Here is a 22,079-nt window from a genome sequence, read left to right on the forward strand (position 1 = left end):
ACAAAAAGCCAAATCGATTCATAAAAAGTTGGCCTTTTTCATGTGATTAAGCGTAAGAATGAAGCCCTGCAATCACAAGATTGACAAAGATGAGATTAAACATAATGATGGCGAATCCGATGACAGCTAGCCAAGCGGACTTTTCGCCATGCCAGCCCCTGGATAAGCGAAGGTGAAGGTAGGCTGCATAAAAGAGAAACGTAATCAATGCCCATACTTCCTTCGGGTCCCAGCCCCAGAACCGAGTCCAAGCAATTTGCGCCCAGATCATTGCAAAAATCAGCCCGCCTAACGCAAATACAGGGAAACCAATGGAAACAGCCCTGTATCCAATTTCATCGACTAAATCTAGGTTCACCTGCTTCACAAGCGGTTGAAGCAGAGCGCTGAGTCGTTTGCGAATGATCAACCGAATCAGTCCATACAAGATCAGCCCCGTGCCGAATGACCATAACACCGTATTGACCTTTCTTCCTGAAAAAACAGGCGGCAAATCAACAAATGGTTCCAAACGATCTTGCGTCACAAGCTCTCCTTTATGAGGTCCAACTAGAGCTGGCAGCTCATAGACCATCACACTTTCCTCTTTATTTTTATCGACCCAATTAAATTTTGCCTCGTACCCTGTCATTCTAAAGATGGACGTGACAGCGATAAATGCAAGTGTAACAACAATCATAAACATGACGAGCTCTAAACCAAATGTCTTCTTCCCTGGCTTTGTTTGATCGACATGCTTTAATAGGAAGATGACACCTGCCACAAAGCTGATCGCTAAAATGGCTTGCCCAAGTGCTGCTGTTGTCACGTGAATATAAAGCCAATTACTTTGTAGTGAAGGAATCAGCGGTGAAATATCTGATGGGAACATACTTGCATAGGCAATAATCAATAAAGCGATTGGAAGTGTAAATAAACCAAGTACAGACACTTGATACACAAAATATAAAATGATGAATGCGAGCACAAGCATCATGCCAAAAGCGGTTGTGAATTCAAACAAATTACTGACTGGTGCATGACCAGACGCCATCCACCTTGAAATAAAATAGCCAAATTGGCTTAAAAAACCGATGATGGTGAGCGTAATGCCGATAAGTGCTGCCTTATTCCTGCGCGGTCCATCAACTTGCTTTTTTCCTTTAATGGCACCACCAAAAAAAGGAACTGCCGCTAAATACAATAGAAAAGCTGCAAATAACAGGTTTTCACTGACTGCTGCCATCTAATCCTTCCCCCTTGCTTTTGCTGATACTTGTTGTATCAGGCAGTTCTTTTTGATCAACTGGCTGTTTGATGCCACTGTCACTTAGTAACACGTTGAGATCAGACTTTAAGCCGAACCAGTTTTTGTTTGTGTGTCCTGCCACAAATACTTTTCCATCCTTTGCAGACAGCCAAATTCTTCTATGCTGCCAATACATCCCCTGCACGACACCAATCATGAAGATAATCCCGCCTACGATGAGCACCCCGAGAGTTAAATCTTTTCTAACCGTCAATCCCGTGACGTTTTTCGTTTCCACTCGATCAAACTTCATTTTATATATGTTGTTATCAGAGCCTTCTACTGTCTCTTGAATCGCCACAAAGCTTTTTTCACCTTTAGGCTTTTCAGGAGAAATCATTTCAAACACGAAAGCAGGATTATTTGGATTCCTTGTTTTCGTACTCGGCGTTCCATCATCGTCAAAATAAAAATCAGGGAGATAGCTCATCACTTTGACTTTGTAACCGCTACCAAGATCATATTCTGACTTAGGCTCCAGCAGATTAATCTTCACTGTTCCGAAAGATTTTTCTGTATCTTTACGAATCAGTTGAAAGACCATTTGATCGAGTTCATTTTGTTTAAAATCCACTTGATATAATGAGAAATGATCAAACTTGAGCGGTTCGTTCACTTTGATATCGTGTTCTGTTACCTGCTTCAGCTTGGGCTTTTCACCAAACACAACTTCCCCTTCACGTTTGTATAAAGTGGCATCGGTTTTATAACTTTTCACCACTTGACCGTCGCCAGCTCTTTCAATCGCATTCTCAAACACTTCTTTTTCATTTCCAGTTTCATAGCGGTCAATTGAAAACGCATTATTTTTCAAGAAGTATTGACCATCTGTGCCTGGGATTGGGGCCGTTTCACCTTCTCTGACCCAGAGCGTTTCATCCACGTACATGCCTGGGACAAATCGGAGCATCGATCCAATGAGAAAGATGATTAATCCAATGTGATTGACGTAAGGCCCCCAGCGTGAAAAGCGGCCTTTTTCAGCTAAAATATGTCCGTTTTCTTCTCGCACGCGGTAACGCTTTTGTTTCATTGCTCTTATGATGCCTTCATATGTATGCTGATCTAACGTTTTGTCTGTTTCACTGAACAGACGCTGTCTTCTCATAAAGCCTTCTTTTTTGATAACCCCTTGGTTCTTAAGTGCCCGATAAAGAGGAATGACCCGGTCGAGACTGCAAATGACAAGGGAGATTCCGATTGATGCGACTAAAGCTAAAAACCACCAAGAATTATAAAGATCATGGAATCCGAGTATGTAATACAGTTTACCAAACGACCCATATTGCTCTTCATAATAGGTGGAAGCAGATGCACCTGGCGGAATAAACCGCTCCTGCGGAAAAATGGTTCCTAGTGAGGAAGCAAGCAGTGTAATAATTATCAGCCACACACCCACTTTAACGGAAGAAAAAAAGTTCCATACTTTATCAACAATCGTTTTGTTGTATGTTTGCGAGCGTCTTGCACTGCCGTCATATCTCATATCAAGCAGCTTTGAAGAGTTTTTCTCTATAGCTGCAATTGGATTCCCGCATGATTCACATAAAACAGTACCGATTGGATTAATATGTCCACACTCGCACTTTACCTCTTTCATTCTATGACCCCTTTGGTTTAATCAAATTCATATATTCATAGACATTACGTTCTGTCATGGTTCCCTTTATGACTTTGATTACCTTGCCTTCAGGATTAATTAAAAATGTGGTTGGCAGCGGCGTAATATCATATGCCTCTGTCACTTGACGATCTTTGTCCATCGCAACAGGAAAATTCACGCCATAGGATTCCATAAAATTTTTCACGGCAATATTGGATTCCCCAACATTGACTGCAACAATTTCCACACCGCGATCCTTGAATACTTCATATTGATTTGCCATGTAAGGAAATTCTTGTTTACACGGACCACACCAAGTCCCCCAAAAATTAAGGAAGACGCCTTTTCCTTTTAATTCCTTTAATTCAATCCGTTCCCCATCCACTGATTGAAGGACAAAGTTTGGCGCAATAGATCCTTCTTTGACTTGATCTTGTTTGGCAAATACTGAGTTATACATGGTATAACATAGTGCAGCAAGCATCACGAGGAGAATGCCCGTCCGTATGAAAAACCGTCTTTTCTTCATCTGAAGTACCCCTTCCCCATAGACATTCAGGTAAATTATAGCATTCTCCTTCTTTTGATGCTTCTTCATTTTTTGAAGTTTATGTGAAAATTAAAAAGCGCTTTTCCCATGATCTGCAATCGCTCTCAGGCGCTTGACTTCATGCGGAGACAATTCTCTGCGGTCTCCCGGTCTCATGCCTTCAATATGAAGGAACGCATATTGCTCTCTTTTTAGCTTTAACACATCATGACCGATCGCTTCAAACATGCGGCGCACTTGTCTGTTTCTGCCTTCATGAATGGTTAATTGAACGATAGATGTCTGCTTTCGTTTATCGATAGAAAGCATTTTGGCACGAGCACGTGCTGTCTTTTTATGATCTAACATGATCCCTTTTTCTAGCTTTCTAAGCAATTCCTTTGATGGGATGCCTTTTAGCTTCGCTGCATACGTTTTATCAATTTCATATTTCGGATGCATGAGCTTATGGGCAAATTCCCCGTCATTTGTAATTAAAATCAAACCGCTCGTATCATAATCTAAGCGGCCGATTGGATAAAGGCGCTGCGGGACGTCATCAAAGAAATCTGTGACGACCTTACGTCCTTTATCATCCTCAGCAGCTGAAATGACGCCGCGCGGTTTATAAAGCATAAAGTAAACCGGTTCTTCTCTTTCAAGCTTTAATCCGTTGACTTCAATTTTATCTGAAGAGCCCACTTTTACTCCGAGCTCTGTCACTGTCTGGCCATTAACGGTAACTCGTCCTTCTTTAATTAATTCTTCTGCCTTTCGTCTAGAAGCGACGCCGGCATGTGCAATTACTTTCTGTAAACGTTCCATTTGTCTTTCACCTCATGTACTATCTTACTTGCTTGACTTAAAACAAACAAGCATTCGTGGAAAAATAAGCGATTCGTCTGTCTAATTTCAGCTAAAAAGCGATTTTCCATCCACGAAATACAAAAAAGCGCCTCATTAGGCGCCGCTAAATAACAAACTGACGATGATGACAGATGCAATGATTCCAATGAGGTCCGCTAACAGTCCTACTTTCAGCGCATCCCCCATCTTTTTAATACCGACTGCTCCAAAATAGACCGTTAAAATGTATAGAGTGGTGTCAGTTGACCCTTGCATGACAGCTGCGAGCTGTCCGATAAAAGAATCTGGTCCATATGTCGCAATGAGGTCTGATGTCATCCCGAGTGCGGCCGTGCCAGATATCGGACGAATAAACGCAAGCGGCACCACTTCTGCCGGGAAGCCGATCGCTGTAAACACGGGTTTTAACAGTCCCATGACAAAATCAAGCGCACCAGACGCGCGGAATATCGTAATAGCCACGAGCATGCCGACTAAATAAGGAATGATTGAAAAGGCAATTTGAATACCCTCTTTCCCGCCCTCGACAAATGTTTCATAGGTCGGTACCTTCTTAACGGTTCCCGCAATTAAAATTCCTGCGATGATCAGTGGGATCAAAGCCAGAGAAAGCCAGTTAATAAATGACACGAGATCACCCCCGCCTGCTTCTGCGATAGTGGAAATAGCGATCAATGAGAATGGCACCAATGCCTGAAATGAGTGTCGCCAAAATGGTTGGGCCTACAATGTCTGTTGGCTGATCTGCACCATAGGTCATTCTAATCGCAATGACGGTTGTTGGCACGAGTGTGATAGAGGATGTGTTGACCGCTAAAAATGTAATCATGGACCGGCTTGCTTCATTTTTCCCGCCGTTTAATGCTTTCATCTGCTCCATTGCCTTAATCCCAAGCGGTGTAGCGGCATTCCCGAGACCAAAGAAATTCGCCATCAGATTGGACAAAATATATCCCATCGCAGGATGGTTAGGCGGAATTTCCGGAAATAGCTTTGAAATAAAGGGACGGCACAATTTACTAAAGAAATTTAACAAACCTGCCTCTTCTGCAATCTTCATCAGTCCGAGCCAAAAAACGAGGACACTAATCAGACCAATTGAAATCGTAACTGCTTCTTTTGAGCCCTTAAATACAGCTTCGTTTACTTCCTCCATCGTTCCGTTGAACATCGCATACACAAGACCGATGACAGTGAGGAATACCCAAATTAGATTGACCATGAAGATCCGCCTATAGATGTCTGAAAGACAGACTTAAACATTTCTTGAAAGCTTTTTTGTGGCATTCGATTTCGTTTATTTTCATAAAAAATCGGTACTTGCTCGATCACCTGACCATCTAGTAAAAACGTCATTTTCCCTACAACATCCGGGATGGCTTCGGCGTTTTTTTTCCACTTTTTTTGAGGAGTAAGCATTTCCGTTTCAATTTCCACTAGCTTTTTCTCATCTTCATTTAAAAAATAGTCCACATCACGCTTGATAAATGCTTTTTTTTCGTAAAAGGTTCCTTTTAACGAAGCGAGTCTTCCTTTTTCAGCAAGTACGTACGTTTTATAGTGATCAAATGCATATTCAAACATAGAGATATGATCCTTCCAATCATCTGGCGCATTAATGGTCACAGCGATCAGCGCCGCATCCCCTTTTGCAGCTGTAGAGACAAGTGTGCGTTTTGCAAGCTTCGTATATCCCGTTTTCCCCCCAGTTGAATATTGATATAAACCAGTGAGGAGCTTGTTTTTATTTTTCCAATAGCCTTCCATCGTTTTCGCTTTATAGAAAGTCGTGCCCGCAATTTTTTGATATTGTTTATGCTCCATGGCATATTTTGTTAAAATGGCCATGTCATAGGCTGATGAATAATGATGTTTATGATCATCGAGTCCATGCGGATTTTGAAAATTTGTATTCTCCATTCCTAGTTCAGACGCTTTTTGATTCATCATAAAAATAAATCCTTCTAAGCTGCCGCCCACATGCTCTGCAATGGCAACAGCTGCATCATTTCCAGAACGCAGCATAAGCCCGTACGTCAAGTCTTCTAAACTCACCTTCTGCCCTTCTTTTAAATAGAGCGATGAGCCCTCTGCTTGAGTCGCGCGTTTTGATACCTTGACGGTGTCTTTCATTTTTCCTGATTCAATGGCTAATACCGCCGTCATAATTTTCGTAATACTGGCGATTCTCCTTTTTTCATGCTCGTCCTTTCCAAATAGGACTCTGCCTGACTGTCCATCTATTAAAATGGCGCTTCTTGCACTCACCGATAATGACATATCTGCTTTGGCATGTGAGGAAAAGGGCAGTAAGAGTGTAAATAGAAGAAGGACTGCTGTTCCAATTTTTAAATAGGGCATGTTCATTCACGTCCTTGTCCGTTTTGTACAAGTGTATGCACGGCTGAAAAAGTTATGATGCCTCGTCCACAAAAAAAAGCGTCTCTATATGTAGAGTCGCTTTTTCCTCTTGCTATACCATTTTCATTTGCTGATGAGATGTCGTATATTCTAGCTCTTCTCTCATCGCTAAAAAATCTTTTTCTAATGAAGAAAATAATCGTTTGATCTCAGCGGATACTTCATGGTGGAAAACAATGCTGCTCTTTCCTGTATACGCGGAACGGCTGTCTTCATACCATGTATCCTTTTTCGGCGTGAAAAACTCTTCAATACATTGATGATAAATACGGTGAAGCGTCTGCTGCGCGGCTTGCTGCGGGAATGTCTGCTGCTGGCTGATTTTCCTGCAAACTGCCGCTGCATCCTCGCTGTACACTGCAAGCTTCCGTAATGTATTCAATATGTCACAATAATAGGCTTCCGCTTCAGGGTTTAATCGTTTCATACTTGATAAGGTAGCTTCATTCAGAAAACCATTCATTTCAGTTGCAACCTTTGATAAAAAGACGCCTGCTTGATCAACTTGAGCCTTTACATTCATATGTGCCATTTGTTTCGTGTTTACCTTCCCCTCATGGCTTTATTACCATTTTATCTGACATCAATAGATGTTAGACCTAAAATCTTTTTTATATTTTATCATACATTTTTCATTCTTTTGAACTATTTTATCTCTTCGAATGTTTGATTGAAGTTTTCAAAAAATAGATCAGCCTCTTCTTGTACACCATCTGCTTCCACATTCTCTGGCAGCGGCGGTAATTCATCCAATGCCTTTAAGCCAAACTGCTCTAAAAAAGTAGGTGTTGTCCCATAAAGAATTGCTCGCCCAGGGCCCTCGGCACGTCCAACTTCACAGAGCAGCGCTTTGGCTACTAAACTATGAAGCACCCGCTCTGATTTGACTCCTCTAATTTCTTCTACCTCACTGCGTGTGATCGGCTGTTTATAAGAAACGATTGCGAGTACTTCAAGCGCTGCCTGTGACAAACCTTTGGATGGGGTCTCGACTAATTTTTTCAAATAAATGCTGTATTCTTTTTTCGTCAGCAGCATATAAGAATCTGCATATTCAATGAGCTCAATTCCTCGTTCTTGTTTTTGATATTCTTCCTTTACGGCAGACATCATGTCGAGTAACGCTGCCTCTTCTACTTCAAGAACAGACATGAGCTGTTTTTTTGTTAAGCCTTCGTCACCTGCTGCATAAAGCAGCGCTTCTATGATGGCTTTCCAATTCACGATATCAAGCGTCATGAATCGTTTCACTCCCTATTATATAAATGTCTTCAAAGTTTCCTTCCTGCTCTAACATGATTTGATGACTTTTCATCAATTCAAGAACAGCAAGAAACGTCACGACAAGGTGCTCCTTTTGATCATGTTGAAATAGAGTCATGAAATTGGTCCGCTTTTTCGTTTTTCTTAAATGGTTCATAATCTCATTCATTTTGTCTTCAATCGGGATTTCTTGTCTTGTAATCTTAGATGGTGCTGGTTTCGTTATTTTTTTTCGGTTCAATACCTTTTGGAACGCACCTAACATATCATACACCGTGACATGTAAGTTTGTGTCCTTCACTTCCGATTCTTTTGCAAATTCGCTTAAATCACTCGGAGGTTTTGTAAAGGCATTTTGCCTTTCTTCCTCGCGTTCCTTTAGTTCTTGTGCTGCATTTTTATACTTGCGGTATTCAATCAATTTGCCAATCAGCTCTTCTCGAGGGTCCTCTTCCTCTTCGAGCAGGTCTTCATCAAATAGCTCTTCCTCTTGTTTCGGAAGGAGCATTCTGCTTTTAATACTCAGGAGGGTTGCAGCCATCACCAAATATTCACTTGCCACATCAAGTTCAAGCTCCCTCATTGTGTGGACATATAATAAATACTGCTCCGTAATTTTAGCAACGGGAATATCATAAATATCGATTTCCAACCGGTTGATTAAATGTAAAAGTAAGTCCAAAGGACCTTCAAACGAATCTATTTTCACCTGATATTCCAGCATTTTTTTCTCACCATTTCTACTGTCTTCTAAGTACCGTTTCACCGGCTAACCTTTAGTATAAGACAGGATAAAGCTCTCGTCCAATATAATTTCGACCATGATGTCCTAGGCAAAACAAGAAAAACAGTGGTTTCGCCCATACCACTCAGGGCATTTATACATAGAATACCATTGTAAACAGAACTGATGAAAAAGGAGGCCGTATCATTATGGGAGATGGCTATAACTTTGGCGGAGGTTTCGCGCTTATTGTCGTGCTTTTCATCTTGCTGATCATCGTTGGCGCGGCTTGGGTTTATTAAAGAAACAGAGCGTCCTTTCACGAAGGGCGCTCTTTCTTCTTTTCTTTTCAATATGTTAGACTGAGAGTGGAAAAGGAGATGACCACTGTGTATCCTGAAGCGTACGTGGCTTTTTTACATGAATTTCATACGACAAGAGATTATTTTGAGTGTCATGAAATTCTTGAGGAATATTGGAAGGAAGACCCGCCTGAGCAGCGCAAAGAATATTGGGTTGGTTTCATTCAGCTTGCCGTTGCTTTGTATCATCAAAGACGGGGAAATGGAAAAGGGGCAAAACGGCTCATTTCAAACAGCCTCCACTTGCTGGAAGCAAACCGGCCCGTATTAGCGAACCTCGGTCTAGATGATGAGGCGTTTCTCATACTTCTGAGAACGCTAAAGAAGAAAATGAATGAAGACATGCCCTACGAAAGTGTGTTGCTCCCGATCAAAGATCAAGCGCTTCTTTCTTTATGCCAAGAAATGGCTCAAAAAGAAGGACTGACCTTTGGACAGGAGAGCAACTTATCCCACACATTTTTGATCGAAAAACATAGACTGCGTGACCGGACAGATGTATTGCTTGAACGAAAAAAGCAGATCGAACGTAAAAAAAGCAGAGGACTGTAGCCTCTGCTTTTACATGTGTGATATTTAATTTGTTTCGCTGTGACACTTATGAAAGAAGCCTTGCGTTAATTCATTTGGAATGAGTGTTTTGGTTTTGAATACCTCTTCCACGGCTAAAACCATTTCCTTGCCGATTCCTTGATCTCGATGGGATGGATTCACACTAATATGCTCGATTTGTACTTGGTCGTCTGTTTTCAACACACCAATGGCACCTACGATATCCTCGCCATCTTTCCAAAGGAACAGCTGCCGATTTTCATCCATTTCATATGACTTCATCGTCTGCTGAAGCTGTTTGACGTCTTTCTCACCCGGCATGAAGGAGAGTAGCCCCATGGCAATTTTTTCAAAAGACCTCTTATAACGAATTAACATATATACCCCTCAATATTCAAATTATCCTAATGTCCAGCAAATGTCTCACGAATCATTTGCTCATCACACATTATAAACATTTTTATACCGTTTTTAAACTCTTTTTCACTAAATTAACGAAAGGTTCGATTGAGATTCGCCATTTCAATGGCAGCTGCAGCCGATTCGCTGCCTTTATTTCCAGCTTTTGTGCCGGCTCTTTCGATGGCTTGTTCAATGGATTCTGTTGTTAGTACACCAAAGATAATCGGTACCCCTGTTGACATGGCACTTTGAGCAATTCCTTTAGCGGCTTCATTACAAACATAATCGTAGTGAGTTGTTGCGCCCCGGATTACGGTTCCTAGTGTAATGACGGCATCGTATTTCTTTGTTTCAGCTAGTTTTTTTGCCATGTACGGAATTTCAAAAGCACCCGGTACCCACACGACATCAATATCGTCACCGTTTGCTCCGTGTCTGAGCAATGTATCTTCTGCTCCGTCAAGCAGTTTACTTGTAATAAAGTCATTAAATCTCGCGACGACGATTGCAAATTTTAGTCCTTCTGCTACTACATGCCCTTGTATTGTATTCATATGTGGATCATCCTTTTTTGTGATTTTTATTTTGTTTCGATAGTTGCTGTTTCGTTATTGTTTAAATAGGTCTGCAATGCTTCGATTGTCAGCATCTTTAAACCGTGCTGTTTTTGGATCTCTTTTAGTTCAGGGACGCGCGCCATTGTGCCATCTACATTCATAATTTCACATATGACACCCGCTGGCTCTGAACCTGCCAGTTTCGCAAGATCTACCGCCGCCTCTGTATGACCTGGTCTTTCTAGTACACCGCCCTCTTTTGCAATGAGCGGGAACACATGACCTGGGCGGGCAAATTCTTCTGGTGTTGCGTCTTTATTTAACATGGCAAGCATGGTCGCAGAGCGCTCAAAAGCACTAATACCAGTCGTCGTTGTCACATGATCAATGCTCACTGTAAATGCTGTATGGTGTGCATCTGTATTTTGTTCTACCATTGGATGCAGGTTCAGGTGTTTGGCGATCGACGTATGGACCGGTGTACAAATGAGGCCTCTTCCATGTAAAGCCATGAAGTTAATGGCTTCAGGCGTGGCATGCTCAGCAAGTGCCACAAAATCTCCTTCGTTTTCTCTGTCTTCATCATCCACTACGATAATGATTTCTCCTTGCTTAAGAGCATTTACTGCTTCTTCTACTGAATGATACATACAATCGCCTCCTAGAATCCGTGCTCTTTTAAAAATGATGGGGTCAATCGGGATGGCTGCTTATCGCCTTGTTCTTTTGTTAAAAAGCGATAAATGTATTTGCCGATCATGTCACACTCTATATTCACGATCTCTCCCATAGATTTAGTCAGGAAAATAGTTCCTTCAAGTGTATGAGGAATAATAGAGACTGTGACGTGTGAATCTTGCAAATCGAAAATGGTTAAGCTGACACCATCTATTGCGATCGAACCCTTTTGCGTGAGCATATCTGTGAGGGTCTTGTCCATCTCTAAATCATAGTAAATGGCATTACTTTTCTTTTCTATTCGGGTAATGACTGCCGTCCCGTCAACATGACCTGAGACAAAATGGCCGCCGAATCGTCCATTCGAGGACATGGCCCGCTCTAAATTCACTGGACTGCCTGATGTCAGCTGATCCAGTGATGTCGCTTTGACCGTCTCTGGCATCACATCTGCTGCGAACTGTGCTTTTGTAAAGCTTGTGACTGTAAGACATACACCATTGATCGCAATACTGTCTCCGAGGTGAACATCTTCTAGCACACGGCTGCACTTTATGACAATTTCCATGGCATCTGCTGACTTTTTACTTAATGACTGTACGGTGCCAACTTCTTCAATTATCCCCGTAAACATGTGATCCTCCCTTTCTTTTCATTTGTATTTCTCACTTTATAAAAAAGCGATGTTAGGGACATGTGATCGATTGAGCACCTTCGTCGCTTTTTAAGGTCCATACAAGGTAGATGAGGGATCACCTAATAAACACTGCATGCCGGTCTATTAACTACATGTACATACAGAAAGCCCCGGAAAAAATTCCGGGGCTTTGGCTTTTTTGCATCAGAAATAAAACTATGATCAACAAATATTTTTCGTTCATAGCTTTCTTTATCCTTCTCCCATCCAGACTTTCACTGTCGGCTTCAGCTTTTCACTGAATCAACCGTTAATAAATTAACGGGTCACGGGCTGTAAAGCATTTGCTTTATTACCGTCGGTCGGGATTTTCACCCTGCCCCGAAGGATACAATCGATATTTAGCTGTCCTTAGGGGCTATTATAGCGATCCTTGTTGTCAAATGCAACAATCAAGATTTCTCACAAAAAAGTCTCCTTATAGGAAAGGAGACTTGTTAATTAACGACTTTTACTACTTTTATAAGACCATCTATTCTTTTTTCATTACTAAAGTAGGCTTTAATACGATCGCCTTTCTTCAAGTCGGCCACATCATCTTCGAATTTCTTTCCATTAAAAATGATTTTTGTGCCGTTTTTTGCTTGACCGTAATATTCATCTCCATCAATTTTCGTAATGGTATATTCATAGATGGTATAATCTTTATCATTATTTGTTAAGCTTTCACCAATGGCTGTTGGCACATCTTCAATTTTCATGCCATTCATGTATAAATAACCTGCGCCTAAACAAAGCAGTAAAACAAATAAGACGGCAATTTTCAATTTAATTTTCCCCATATTTAGAACCTCCATCATCTGCACTTCGCCTATTTGTATGTTTTATTCCTTCTTTTGATGAAATAAAACCAAAAAAGCTGATTTCCATTAATGGTTACTTATATAACGATTGAGTTGGACCTTTGGTTCCACCTTTTCATCATTACATATGATACGAATATGCGTTCTTTATTAAGGGGGTCTCTTTCCTCTTTATCCGTTAGTAGGGCGCACACCATTGATGATCATCTTTTTTCGAGTGCGAATAGATCTTCCTCTAACAATTGCGATCTCTGAACAGCAATGTTCCGGCTGTCACGAACCCCTTGATTATAATAGTAACTTCCAAGATTTTTTGTGATAAATTCTAGTATATTAATGGCTGCTAATTCACCAATCTCTTCTTCTCGTTCTTCGGCAAAGTAACGCTGAATAGCAATCATCATTTGATTTTTTTCTTCTTTTGTTAATGGTTTCAAATTATCTCCTGCTTTCTTTCAGCATGAAACACGCTTTTTTAATTTGCATTGACATCTGTTTTTCAGTTGAATGTGGCGACACCCACAAATGCGAATATTTGTTCTCTTATCATATCACAAAATCGAGTTCTGTCCATAACTGTCCTAAAAGAAAAAGCGTGTTTTGATAGCTTGATCAAAATACGCTTTCCCTATATTGACTGTTTTCCACGTAGACTGTTTATTTCAATATGGAAAGTATCGTCGCTACAGAATGATCTACAAATGAACGCTCTGGACGAGATTTCATGAGGACGGTAAGTCCAATGAAAGAAACGACCAGTGTCTGTGCTAAAGCTTTAGCATTCAGACTGCTTTCGAGCTCACCCGAGCGAATACCTTGAACAATCCTTTCTTCAAAAATGACCGAAAGATACATCTGATGCTCTCTTGTAAGAATTTCAAATTTCTCTTCGTGTGGCGCAAGTTCCACTATTGTATTGATGCAAAAACATCCTTTACTCGGACCATCTCTATATTCCTCTTCTACTAAATCTGCAAATAATGCATGAAATGCTTTCTTTGCAGAAAGATTGCTTTGAAGTTTTGTTCGAATATGGCCAGCATGCTGCTTTGTATATTTGCGTAATGCGGCCTCAAATAATTCCTCTTTATCTCCAAAAGCTGAGTATAAGCTTGGCCGCTGTATTCCCATTTTTGCAGTCAAATCGCTTAATGTAGTGGCCCTATACCCCTTTTCCCAAAAAAGCACCATTGCCTCATCCAACGCTTTTTCCTTATCAAATTCCCGTTGTCGAACCATCAGCAATTCCTCATTTCAACAATAAAATTTCTTCACAAAGTCAGCCATCTATTTCTTGATATTATTCTCTATTTGGTTACCAATCGGTACATTATAATTTTATTTTATTGACGTACTAATGTCAAATTGCCTTACCCTTTCAAGATCAGCATCAATTAACTGTATCAAAGTCTTGACTTTAAAACGTTTTGTTGGTTATCCTTAACATGAATCATAATATACCAAACAGTATATTATACTTTTTAGTACAAAAGGAGACGATGAAATGCATGGTGAAAGAAAAAATCACTTCCATTGAACATCTTGATATGGAAACGACTCATTTACCAATCAAACCGAGATCAACGATGACTCGCTATATGGCACTGCTGTTTGCGATAGCCTGCGGGATGGCAGTTGCAAACATATACTTTGCACAACCGTTATTAGACTCCCTCGCATCCGAGTTTGGTATCACCTATTCATCCATTGGCATGGTCATTACGATTACTCAGCTTTGTTATGCGCTGGGGCTGCTACTGATAGTACCACTTGGTGATCTATTGAATAGACGCCGGCTCATCATTGGTCAGATGCTTTTATCCGTGTTGTCTCTCATTCTAGTCGGCATCGCTCCTATCGTCACCGTCCTCTTTATAGGATTAGCTGTGGTCGGACTGCTTGCTGTGGTCACTCAAGTACTCGTAGCGTTCGCAGCGACTTGGGCCGCTCCAGAAGAGCGCGGTCGTATTGTTGGCTTGGTGCAAAGTGGAATCGTGATCGGGATTCTTCTCGCACGAACGTTTGCTGGTGTACTAACCGATCTCGCCGGCTGGAGGTCAGTCTACCTAGTTTCTGCCATTATGATGCTTATCATAACTGGCGTGTTGTTCCGAATTCTCCCGGGTGATGACAGCGAAAGAGAGTCATTATCCTATGCAAACCTGCTTCGTTCAATGTTTACATTGTTCAGACAAGAACGAATCCTGCGCATCCGTGGAATTCTGGCTCTTCTTATTTTTATTGTGTTTGGTACGTTATGGACTTCGCTCGTGCTGCCCCTCAGTACCACGCCATACAATCTTTCACATACGGCGATTGGTGCACTTGGTCTTGCTGGAGTTGCCGGAGCATTAGGCGCTGCTCGGGCTGGAAGCCTTGCTGATCGGGGCTTAGGACAGTTAACAACTTGTATAGCCCTTGTCCTATTAATCGTTTCATGGTTTTTTATCTTTTTCACTGAATATTCACTTATTTTATTGATCATCGGTATTATCATTCTTGACCTATCTGTGCAGGCCGTACACGTGACCAATCAGAGTATGATTTTCACTGTGCGGCCTGAGGCGAGAAGCCGGCTTACTGCTGCTTATATGATTTTTTACTCCATCGGCAGTGCGACTGGTTCTATTGTTTCAACCAGCATATACGCAAACGATGGCTGGATCGGGGTATGTTTATTTGGTGCCTCTGTCAGTGCCATTGCCCTTTTGTATTGGATCATCACCTACCGCCTCACGGAACAAATAACCGTAAAATCAGATTTAACATAAAAAAACACCGCGATTAAGCGGTGTTTTGGATTAAGCATCGACAACTTCGACTTTTTCCATACCTTGGCCTTGTTCCATATCTAGAACAGCCTCGATACCAGATGTTACTTTGCCAAAAACAGTGTGAACACCGTTTAAATGCGGCTGAGGGTCATGTACGATAAAGAATTGGCTGCCGCCTGTATCTTTACCAGCATGCGCCATTGATAATGAACCTCTTTCGTGTTGATGTGGATTCCCTTCTGTTTCACATTTAATTGTGTAACCAGGACCACCAGTTCCATTACCGTTTGGATCGCCGCCTTGGCTTACGAAGCCTGGGATGACGCGGTGGAATTTCAATCCATCGTAGAAGCCTTCATTCGCTAATTTTTCAAAGTTTGCTACTGTACCTGGAGCAGCCTCTGGGTATAGTTCAAACTCAATTTTCTTACCATTCGTTAGTTGTATGTATCCTTTTTTCGCCATTTTTCACATTCTCCTTTCAGGTTAAACAACGCTCATTATAGCACATTTTCGGTGATGTTAAACATCCCCTGCTCTTTGATTGTGATTTACCTCTTTTCTTAGGATTGATACAATAGAAGAGCTTGATCCTTTTTTCCTATTAAATTGATGACAGACTGTGCAACATGTCTTCATTTATTAGAAAAGGAAAACATCTTAAAAAGAAAATTGAAACGTCGAATCGATTTGTTACGTCTATATGATGGAGTGCATTTCTTTACGTGTGCTCAAAAGATGAGTTTCTCTAAAAGAGGAACCCTTTCGACTTGAAGGAGGTCAACATGTTTAAAAAATCAATGCTTGGTATGATGGCAGCGCTCCTTTTCCTCATTGGTGCGCCAAAAGTCAGCTTAGCGGATGCAGCTGTCGGCGATGTCATCGTCACACTTGGGCAAGACTTAACTCCGGCTGATCGCCAGAAGGTGCTTGACGAGTTGAATCCACCTGAAAATGCGACAAAAATTGAAGTAACCAATAAAGAAGAGCATGAATATTTAGGAAAGTATATCCCTCGTTCTTCTATCGGGACGAGAGCATTATCATCTTCATCTATCACCATTGAAAAATCAGGTACTGGTCTGACTGTGGATACACATAACATCAAGACCATTACAGATGAGATGTATTTAAATGCTTTAATGACAGCCGGTGTCAAGGATGCCAAGGTTGTCGTGACTGCGCCGTTTGAAGTTTCTGGTACAGCCGCACTGACGGGTCTATTAAAAGCCTATGAAGTGTCAAGCGACAAAGCCATTCCAGAAGATGTGAAACAGGTAGCAAACGAAGAGCTTGTGACAACTTCTAAATTGGGTGACTCCATCGGGAAAGACAATGCTTCTGCCCTTATTGCAAAAATCAAGGATGACATTGCGAAAAATGGTGTCCCTAAAACAACAAATGAAGTCGAAGAAAAAGTGGATCAGGCTGCTTCTGATTTAAACTTAAATCTAACGCAAGATCAAAAGGATCAGCTTGTTTCACTATTCGATAAAATGAAGAACATCAATATCGATTGGAGCCAAGTAGGATCTCAAATCGATAAAGCAAAAGACAAGATTACGAAATTCATAGAATCAGATGAAGGGAAAAACCTTCTTCAAAAGATTTGGGATTTCTTTGTCTCCATTTGGAACGCAATCGTCTCTGTATTTACTGGAGGAAAATAAGTCATCATAAAAAGCTGCCTGTACATCAGGCAGCTTTTTTACGTAGATGATTTCACTTTTGATTGATACGGTAAATCAAGTTTGACAATATCGGCATATGTTTCGCGTTCAACGACAAGCTGCGCTTCCCCGTCTTCTACAAATACAACAGCCGGGCGCGGGATGCGGTTATAGTTGTTTGACATACTGTAGCCGTAAGCTCCGGTACAAAAGACAGCTAATAAATCTCCTTGTGATAACTCTGGCAAATCGATATCCCAAATGAGCATATCTCCGCTTTCACAGCATTTCCCTGCAATGGAAACCGTTTGATCATGCGTTTGGCTCATTTTGTTGGCACTTGCCGCTTCATATTTCGCTTGATATAAAGCTGGACGAATGTTGTCACTCATTCCCCCATCTACCGCAATATAATCGCGAATGCCAGGTACATGTTTTGATGAGCCGATCGTATAAAGCGTTGTCCCTGCATCTCCAACGAGAGAGCGGCCTGGCTCAATCCAAATTTCCGGCATATCAAACTCATAGCGGGCTACGTTCTCTTTTACAGCTTGGATAATTTTCTCGACGTATTCTGTCGCAGGAAGTGGTTCATCTTCTTCTGTATAACGGATACCAAAGCCGCCGCCTAAGTTTAACACGGTCGAAATAAAACCAAATGATTCTCTCCATTCATCTAGCTTCAAAAAGATTTTATCTGCTGCAAGGACAAAACCAGCCGTATCAAAAATTTGTGAACCGATATGGCAATGAACGCCTAAAAGCTCGATCACTTCTGATCCAAGCACTTGTTTCACCGCTTCATCTGCTTGTCCATTGTGAAGGTCAAAGCCAAATTTGGAATCCTCTTGGCCTGTTGTAATGTAATCATGTGTATGCGCTTCGACACCTGGTGTAATACGGAGCAGCACTTTCACCTGTTTTGACAGCTCTTGACCAAGCTCTTCAATGAGCTTCATTTCGTAGAAATTATCTACGACAATACAGCCGATCTCGTGCTCTAACGCCATTTTCAATTCTTCCCTGCTTTTATTGTTGCCATGGAAATGAATTTTTTCTACCGGAAACCCGGCGCAAATGGCTGTGTGAAGCTCCCCTCCTGATACGACATCAAGAGATAATCCTTCTTCCTTGGCAAGCTGAAACATGGCGATGGAGGAAAATGCTTTACTCGCATATGCTACCTGCGCTGTTAACTCTTCTTCTATAAATGCTTTTTGAAAGCTTTTTGCACGCTCCCGTATTAAAGCCACATCATATACATAAAGTGGTGTCCCATACGTTTCAGCTAAAGAAACGGCATCAACACCACCAATTTCTAAATGACCGAGTTCATTTTGTCTGCAAGTGCCGTGTAAATACAATGTCATTCCCTCTTTCTCCGCCTCGGCTGAAAAAAGACAGCTGCGTGAGCTGCCTTTTGCCGTTTCTCAAAGTTAAAAATACAATATCACAATCTTCAGCCACTTTCAATGAGCGTTAAGAATTTGGCGGAATTTTTGATCTGTTTTGAGGGTGAACGATGCTTGGCCTTACTTTTGAGCCAGGAACAGACGTCCGAATTAACACTTGCCATAAAGCTTTCCCATTAAAAGGAAGAAACGGCCACATATAAGGCGTCTGCAATGAACGTATGGATGTTAAATATATGATTAACAACGTAAAACCAATGATGAGTCCATTCAGCTTAAAGATCGCAACGAGTGCTAGTATGATGAGTCGTACAATCTTATTGGCGACACTCAGCTCATAGCTTGGCGTTGTAAATGTCCCGATAGCCGCTAGTGAGACGTATAAGATGACCTCTGGCGTAAATAAACCGACATCAATGGCGATTTGTCCAATTAAAACAGCCGCAATCAGCCCCATGGCGGTCGACAAAGCGGTTGGCGTATGAATCGCTGCCATCCTTAAAAATTCCACCCCAAAATCAGCAAGGAATACTTGTAATATGACCGGGATATGAGAAGGTTTATTAAAGCCAATATAGCTTAAATGATCCGGCAGAAGACTTGGTTCGAGGATAAACAGAAACCAAATCGGTAAAAGAAACGTTGAACATAAAATGCCTAAAAAGCGTACCCATCTTAGGAACGTACCAACTGCAGGTGCCTGGCGGTATTCTTCTGCGTGCTGAACGTGGTGAAAAATGGTGGTTGGCGTAATGATGACACTAGGAGATGTATCCGTAATGATGATGACATGACCTTCTAGTATATGGTTAGCGGCGACATCTGGACGCTCGGTGTAGCGTACAAGGGGAAAGGGATTGTATCCTTGTTTAATAATGAATTCTTCAATCGTTTTATCAGACATCGTCAGCCCATCGACTTTGATTCCTGATACTTCTTTCTCTATAATATCGACAAGATCTGGGTCCGCAATATCTTCAATGTAGCAAACACATACATCCGCTTTCGAACGTTCGCCTACTTTGAGCATTTTGTATCTCAGTTTTTCATCTCGCACCCGTCTTCGTATGAGCGCTGTATTGACAATAATGTTTTCAACAAAGCCGTCTCTTGCGCCCCGGACAACCTTTTCTGTATCCGGCTCCTCTGGCATTCTGCCAGGATAGCTTCTGACATCAATGATAAATGCGTAGTTTTCACCTTCTACTACAACTGCCACAAGCCCCGACAGTACTTGGTCTACCGCTTCATCGAGCGTTTCAACCTTTGAGACCTGCTGATTGACTAGACGGTTCTCGACCACACGTGCCAGATCATCTGATTCAGGTTCGTTGTCATTGATTTCAATTAGCTCTTTTAATAAGTAGATGACATACTGTGTATCACACAGTCCGTTTACATAGTAAAGTTGGATTTCCTGATCGTGTATATAAATTTTCCGCACGCCAAGGTCAAAGCTGAGACCCATTCCGACATTTTCCTTGAAGTAATCTTCATTTTTCTTCGGGTCTCGGTACACGTTTACCTTGTCTTTCTTCATGGAAACCACTCCTTTCTAAAATTAATTCAACTGCTTTCATTGTGATCGGAGATCCCTTGCTCAGATCATCTTTACGTCCCATTTTGCCAATATCTCCAATCCCAACAACAAACGGAAGATGGAGCGAGTCAAGACAATACACTGTATCCCCGCTCATTTTATGAGGCTCCATTTCAGGAAGACCATGCTTGTCGACACCGTATTCTGTCAGTTCACCCTCCCGGTCAATGGAAACATGAACTTTTGTCCATTCAGCTTGATGCGTTTTGGATGCAACGGCGATCGCTCCTATGACTTCAATTTCAGGGTGACGTGCCACATGCTTCATCGCCGTCTCCCCTGTTCCTTCACCTGTCAGGCCAGAGTCATCAAACATGACAAACACTGGATCATACGGCGTTTTTAAAATCATCTGTACAAGTTCAGGCCCTGTCCGTTTGCTTGGATTTCCTTTTGAGCTGGAAATACATCGTCCACCGACTTTTTTAGCAGCAAGCTCAATGGTTTTGGCAGCATATATATCTCCGTCTGTCACTAAAATGACTTTCCGTCTTTGCCCCATATTAGGTTATCCTTTCGGTTTAAAGATAAGAGCGACAATAAATGAGAATAAAATCGCAGCTGATATTCCAGCAGAAGTTAATTCAAAAATACCGATCCCGATTCCGATGAACCCGTGTACATCTGCCTGATGCATCGCCCCATGAAGCAAGCTATGACCAAAGCTGACGATTGGTACGGTTGCGCCCGCACCAGCAAATTCAATAAATTTATCATAAATACCGAAACCGTCTAATATGGTACCCGCCACAACAAAGGTGGTCATGACATGTGCAGGCGTAAGTTTGAGTACGTCTAGTAAAAGCTGGCCAATGACGCAAATAAGTCCGCCTGCAACAAAAGCGATAAGATAATCCATTAGCTCTCTCCTCCTGCACGCTCAAATACGACACCGTGCGCAATGGTTGGAATGGTCTCTTTTTGCTGGACCATCGTCGGGCTGAGAAGTGCCCCGGTTGCGACAACCAGTACTCTTTGCAAATTCCCTGCCTTCATTTCTTGAAAGATGTGACTGAATGTCACAACAGCTGAACACGCACAGCCGCTGCCTCCAGCGAACACGTTTTGATCGGGTGTATAGATGATTAATCCGCAATCATCGTGCTTTCGGCCGAGCTGAATGCCGTCTTCTTTGAGCAGATCCTTTAAGATCGGTGAGCCAATGCCAGATAGATCACCTGTTAAAATAAGATCGTAATCGTCAACCGTTCTCCCTAGATCTTCTAAATGCTGCTTGATGGTATCTGCTGCTGCCGGTGCCATTGCCGACCCCATGTCAAATGGGTCTGTAATCCCAAGATCCATAACTCGTCCCACAGTTGCGCTTGTAATTTGAATTTGGGAGGGCTCTTGGCTGATAATAACGGCCCCGCTCCCAGTCACTGTACTTGTCGCTGTATCTGGTTTTTGTCCGCCGTATTCTGTCGGATTACGAAATTGGCGTTCTGCCGTCGCATTATGACTGCTTGTCGCAGCAATGGCTCTTTTTGCAAAACCACCATCTACTAATGCCGAAGCAATGGCGACCGATTCCATTGATGTGGAGCATGCTCCAAATAAACAAAGAAACGGGATTTTAAGTTCTCTTGCCACATAGTTTGCTGTGACGTTTTGATTCAGTAAGTCTCCTGCCAGCAAAAGATCAACATCGCTTTTTTGCAAATTTGCTTTTGATAAAGCGGTTGATATCGCATCATCCATGAGCTGCCTTTCAGCCATTTCCCAGTTCTTTTGATAACAATGCATTTCGTCGTATGTTTTATCAATTAGATGACCGATCGGGCCTTCTTTTTCTTTCGGTCCTGCAGCTGTTCCTTCTGCATTGACATAAAGCTTGTGCTCAAATACCCAAGATTGTTTACCTGTTAGTTTCACGT

At 41.8% G+C, this 22,079-nt stretch carries 26 protein-coding genes, 1 pseudogene and 1 riboswitch; of the genes and pseudogenes, 4 read left to right on the forward strand and 23 right to left on the reverse strand.

Annotation, left to right across the window (positions count from 1 at the left end):
• Positions 1-46: 46 nt before the first annotated feature.
• The 10 genes from ccsB to C6Y01_RS06160 form a co-directional block, all read right to left on the reverse strand.
• On the reverse strand, positions 47-1,225 hold the full coding sequence (ccsB, locus tag C6Y01_RS06115; RefSeq protein ID WP_034661119.1) for a c-type cytochrome biogenesis protein CcsB: 1,179 nt from the start codon (positions 1,223-1,225) through the stop codon (positions 47-49).
• Positions 1,209-2,888, reverse strand: coding sequence for a cytochrome c biogenesis protein ResB (gene resB, locus C6Y01_RS06120; protein ID WP_034661120.1), 1,680 nt, complete (start codon positions 2,886-2,888; stop codon positions 1,209-1,211). Before resB ends, ccsB begins: the two co-directional genes overlap by 17 nt.
• A gap of 1 nt (position 2,889) precedes the next feature.
• The gene (gene resA, locus C6Y01_RS06125) at positions 2,890-3,420 is read right to left on the reverse strand and encodes a thiol-disulfide oxidoreductase ResA (RefSeq protein WP_034661121.1); all 531 of its coding nucleotides are present in this window, start codon (positions 3,418-3,420) and stop codon (positions 2,890-2,892) included.
• A 90-nt stretch (positions 3,421-3,510) separates the two neighbouring features.
• Complete coding sequence (gene rluB / locus C6Y01_RS06130; protein ID WP_034661122.1) at positions 3,511-4,245, reverse strand: 23S rRNA pseudouridine(2605) synthase RluB; 735 nt, start codon at positions 4,243-4,245, stop codon at positions 3,511-3,513.
• A gap of 135 nt (positions 4,246-4,380) precedes the next feature.
• Entirely contained in the window at positions 4,381-4,917 is a 537-nt protein-coding gene (locus tag C6Y01_RS06135; protein ID WP_106037950.1) for a spore maturation protein, read from the reverse strand.
• 4 nt (positions 4,918-4,921) lie between these two features.
• Entirely contained in the window at positions 4,922-5,509 is a 588-nt protein-coding gene (locus C6Y01_RS06140; protein WP_106037951.1) for a nucleoside recognition domain-containing protein, read from the reverse strand.
• The gene (locus C6Y01_RS06145) at positions 5,497-6,648 is read right to left on the reverse strand and encodes a D-alanyl-D-alanine carboxypeptidase family protein (RefSeq protein WP_106037952.1); all 1,152 of its coding nucleotides are present in this window, start codon (positions 6,646-6,648) and stop codon (positions 5,497-5,499) included. The genes C6Y01_RS06140 and C6Y01_RS06145 overlap by 13 nt, the downstream gene beginning before the upstream one ends.
• 112 nt (positions 6,649-6,760) lie before the next feature.
• Positions 6,761-7,240, reverse strand: a complete 480-nt coding sequence (locus C6Y01_RS06150) for a YpuI family protein (protein WP_003215803.1) — start codon at positions 7,238-7,240, stop codon at positions 6,761-6,763.
• Positions 7,241-7,353: 113 nt separating this feature from the next.
• A complete protein-coding gene (gene scpB / locus C6Y01_RS06155; RefSeq protein WP_095285351.1) occupies positions 7,354-7,947 on the reverse strand; it encodes an SMC-Scp complex subunit ScpB in 594 nt (197 codons plus the stop codon).
• Positions 7,937-8,695: a segregation/condensation protein A gene (locus C6Y01_RS06160; RefSeq protein ID WP_034661986.1), complete on the reverse strand. Its 759-nt coding sequence runs from the start codon at positions 8,693-8,695 to the stop codon at positions 7,937-7,939. The genes scpB and C6Y01_RS06160 overlap by 11 nt, the downstream gene beginning before the upstream one ends.
• A 209-nt stretch (positions 8,696-8,904) precedes the next feature.
• On the opposite strand from C6Y01_RS06160, the gene C6Y01_RS06165 reads away from it, so the two are divergent.
• A complete protein-coding gene (locus C6Y01_RS06165; protein ID WP_012010430.1) occupies positions 8,905-8,997 on the forward strand; it encodes a YjcZ family sporulation protein in 93 nt (30 codons plus the stop codon).
• An 87-nt stretch (positions 8,998-9,084) separates the two neighbouring features.
• Positions 9,085-9,609 carry a DUF309 domain-containing protein gene (locus C6Y01_RS06170; RefSeq protein ID WP_034661127.1) on the forward strand — a complete coding sequence of 175 codons (525 nt, stop codon included), beginning with the start codon at positions 9,085-9,087 and terminating at the stop codon, positions 9,607-9,609.
• Between the two features lie 24 nt (positions 9,610-9,633).
• Here the strand turns inward: C6Y01_RS06170 and C6Y01_RS06175 are convergent, their stop codons facing one another.
• The 7 genes and pseudogenes from C6Y01_RS06175 to C6Y01_RS06205 all read right to left on the reverse strand — a co-directional run bounded on the left by C6Y01_RS06175 (position 9,634) and on the right by C6Y01_RS06205 (position 13,985).
• Positions 9,634-9,987, reverse strand: a complete 354-nt coding sequence (locus C6Y01_RS06175) for a GNAT family N-acetyltransferase (protein ID WP_003215830.1) — start codon at positions 9,985-9,987, stop codon at positions 9,634-9,636.
• 113 nt (positions 9,988-10,100) lie between these two features.
• Positions 10,101-10,565: a 6,7-dimethyl-8-ribityllumazine synthase gene (gene ribH, locus C6Y01_RS06180; protein ID WP_060596841.1), complete on the reverse strand. Its 465-nt coding sequence runs from the start codon at positions 10,563-10,565 to the stop codon at positions 10,101-10,103.
• A gap of 47 nt (positions 10,566-10,612) precedes the next feature.
• A pseudogene (gene ribB / locus C6Y01_RS06185) lies at positions 10,613-11,218 on the reverse strand (3,4-dihydroxy-2-butanone-4-phosphate synthase); the annotation flags it as partial.
• Between the two features lie 11 nt (positions 11,219-11,229).
• Positions 11,230-11,880, reverse strand: coding sequence for a riboflavin synthase (ribE, locus tag C6Y01_RS06190; RefSeq protein ID WP_034661128.1), 651 nt, complete (start codon positions 11,878-11,880; stop codon positions 11,230-11,232).
• A 254-nt stretch (positions 11,881-12,134) separates the two neighbouring features.
• Positions 12,135-12,276, reverse strand: a riboswitch (FMN riboswitch).
• 104 nt (positions 12,277-12,380) lie between these two features.
• Complete coding sequence (locus tag C6Y01_RS06195) at positions 12,381-12,725, reverse strand: hypothetical protein (RefSeq protein ID WP_034318777.1); 345 nt, start codon at positions 12,723-12,725, stop codon at positions 12,381-12,383.
• 224 nt (positions 12,726-12,949) lie between these two features.
• Positions 12,950-13,183: a DUF2164 domain-containing protein gene (locus C6Y01_RS06200; RefSeq protein WP_003215556.1), complete on the reverse strand. Its 234-nt coding sequence runs from the start codon at positions 13,181-13,183 to the stop codon at positions 12,950-12,952.
• A gap of 220 nt (positions 13,184-13,403) precedes the next feature.
• Positions 13,404-13,985, reverse strand: coding sequence for a TetR/AcrR family transcriptional regulator (locus C6Y01_RS06205; protein ID WP_106037954.1), 582 nt, complete (start codon positions 13,983-13,985; stop codon positions 13,404-13,406).
• A gap of 269 nt (positions 13,986-14,254) precedes the next feature.
• On the opposite strand from C6Y01_RS06205, the gene C6Y01_RS06210 reads away from it, so the two are divergent.
• On the forward strand, positions 14,255-15,517 hold the full coding sequence (locus C6Y01_RS06210) for an MFS transporter (RefSeq protein WP_106037955.1): 1,263 nt from the start codon (positions 14,255-14,257) through the stop codon (positions 15,515-15,517).
• A gap of 30 nt (positions 15,518-15,547) precedes the next feature.
• Here the strand turns inward: C6Y01_RS06210 and C6Y01_RS06215 are convergent, their stop codons facing one another.
• Entirely contained in the window at positions 15,548-15,985 is a 438-nt protein-coding gene (locus tag C6Y01_RS06215) for a peptidylprolyl isomerase (RefSeq protein WP_008359679.1), read from the reverse strand.
• 320 nt (positions 15,986-16,305) lie between these two features.
• Here C6Y01_RS06215 and C6Y01_RS06220 point away from each other — a divergent pair, with 320 nt between their 5' ends.
• Complete coding sequence (locus C6Y01_RS06220; protein ID WP_106037956.1) at positions 16,306-17,190, forward strand: DUF1002 domain-containing protein; 885 nt, start codon at positions 16,306-16,308, stop codon at positions 17,188-17,190.
• A gap of 38 nt (positions 17,191-17,228) precedes the next feature.
• Here C6Y01_RS06220 and lysA read toward each other — a convergent pair whose 3' ends face one another.
• The 5 genes from lysA to spoVAD all read right to left on the reverse strand — a co-directional run bounded on the left by lysA (position 17,229) and on the right by spoVAD (position 22,077).
• Positions 17,229-18,554, reverse strand: coding sequence for a diaminopimelate decarboxylase (gene lysA / locus C6Y01_RS06225; RefSeq protein WP_095285352.1), 1,326 nt, complete (start codon positions 18,552-18,554; stop codon positions 17,229-17,231).
• Between the two features lie 115 nt (positions 18,555-18,669).
• Complete coding sequence (locus C6Y01_RS06230; protein ID WP_034661136.1) at positions 18,670-20,142, reverse strand: spore germination protein; 1,473 nt, start codon at positions 20,140-20,142, stop codon at positions 18,670-18,672.
• Positions 20,096-20,704 (reverse strand): stage V sporulation protein SpoVABEA, encoded by a 609-nt coding sequence (gene spoVAEA / locus C6Y01_RS06235; protein ID WP_034661137.1) that lies wholly within the window; start codon positions 20,702-20,704, stop codon positions 20,096-20,098. The genes C6Y01_RS06230 and spoVAEA overlap by 47 nt, the downstream gene beginning before the upstream one ends.
• Positions 20,705-20,710: 6 nt before the next feature.
• Positions 20,711-21,061 (reverse strand): stage V sporulation protein AE, encoded by a 351-nt coding sequence (gene spoVAE / locus C6Y01_RS06240; protein WP_024422860.1) that lies wholly within the window; start codon positions 21,059-21,061, stop codon positions 20,711-20,713.
• Entirely contained in the window at positions 21,061-22,077 is a 1,017-nt protein-coding gene (gene spoVAD / locus C6Y01_RS06245) for a stage V sporulation protein AD (RefSeq protein WP_095285354.1), read from the reverse strand. The genes spoVAE and spoVAD overlap by 1 nt, the downstream gene beginning before the upstream one ends.
• Between the last annotated feature and the right edge of the window lie 2 nt (positions 22,078-22,079).

This window comes from Bacillus sp. NMCC46, from assembly GCF_002998465.1.
Classification (GTDB): Bacteria; Bacillota; Bacilli; order Bacillales; family Bacillaceae; genus Bacillus.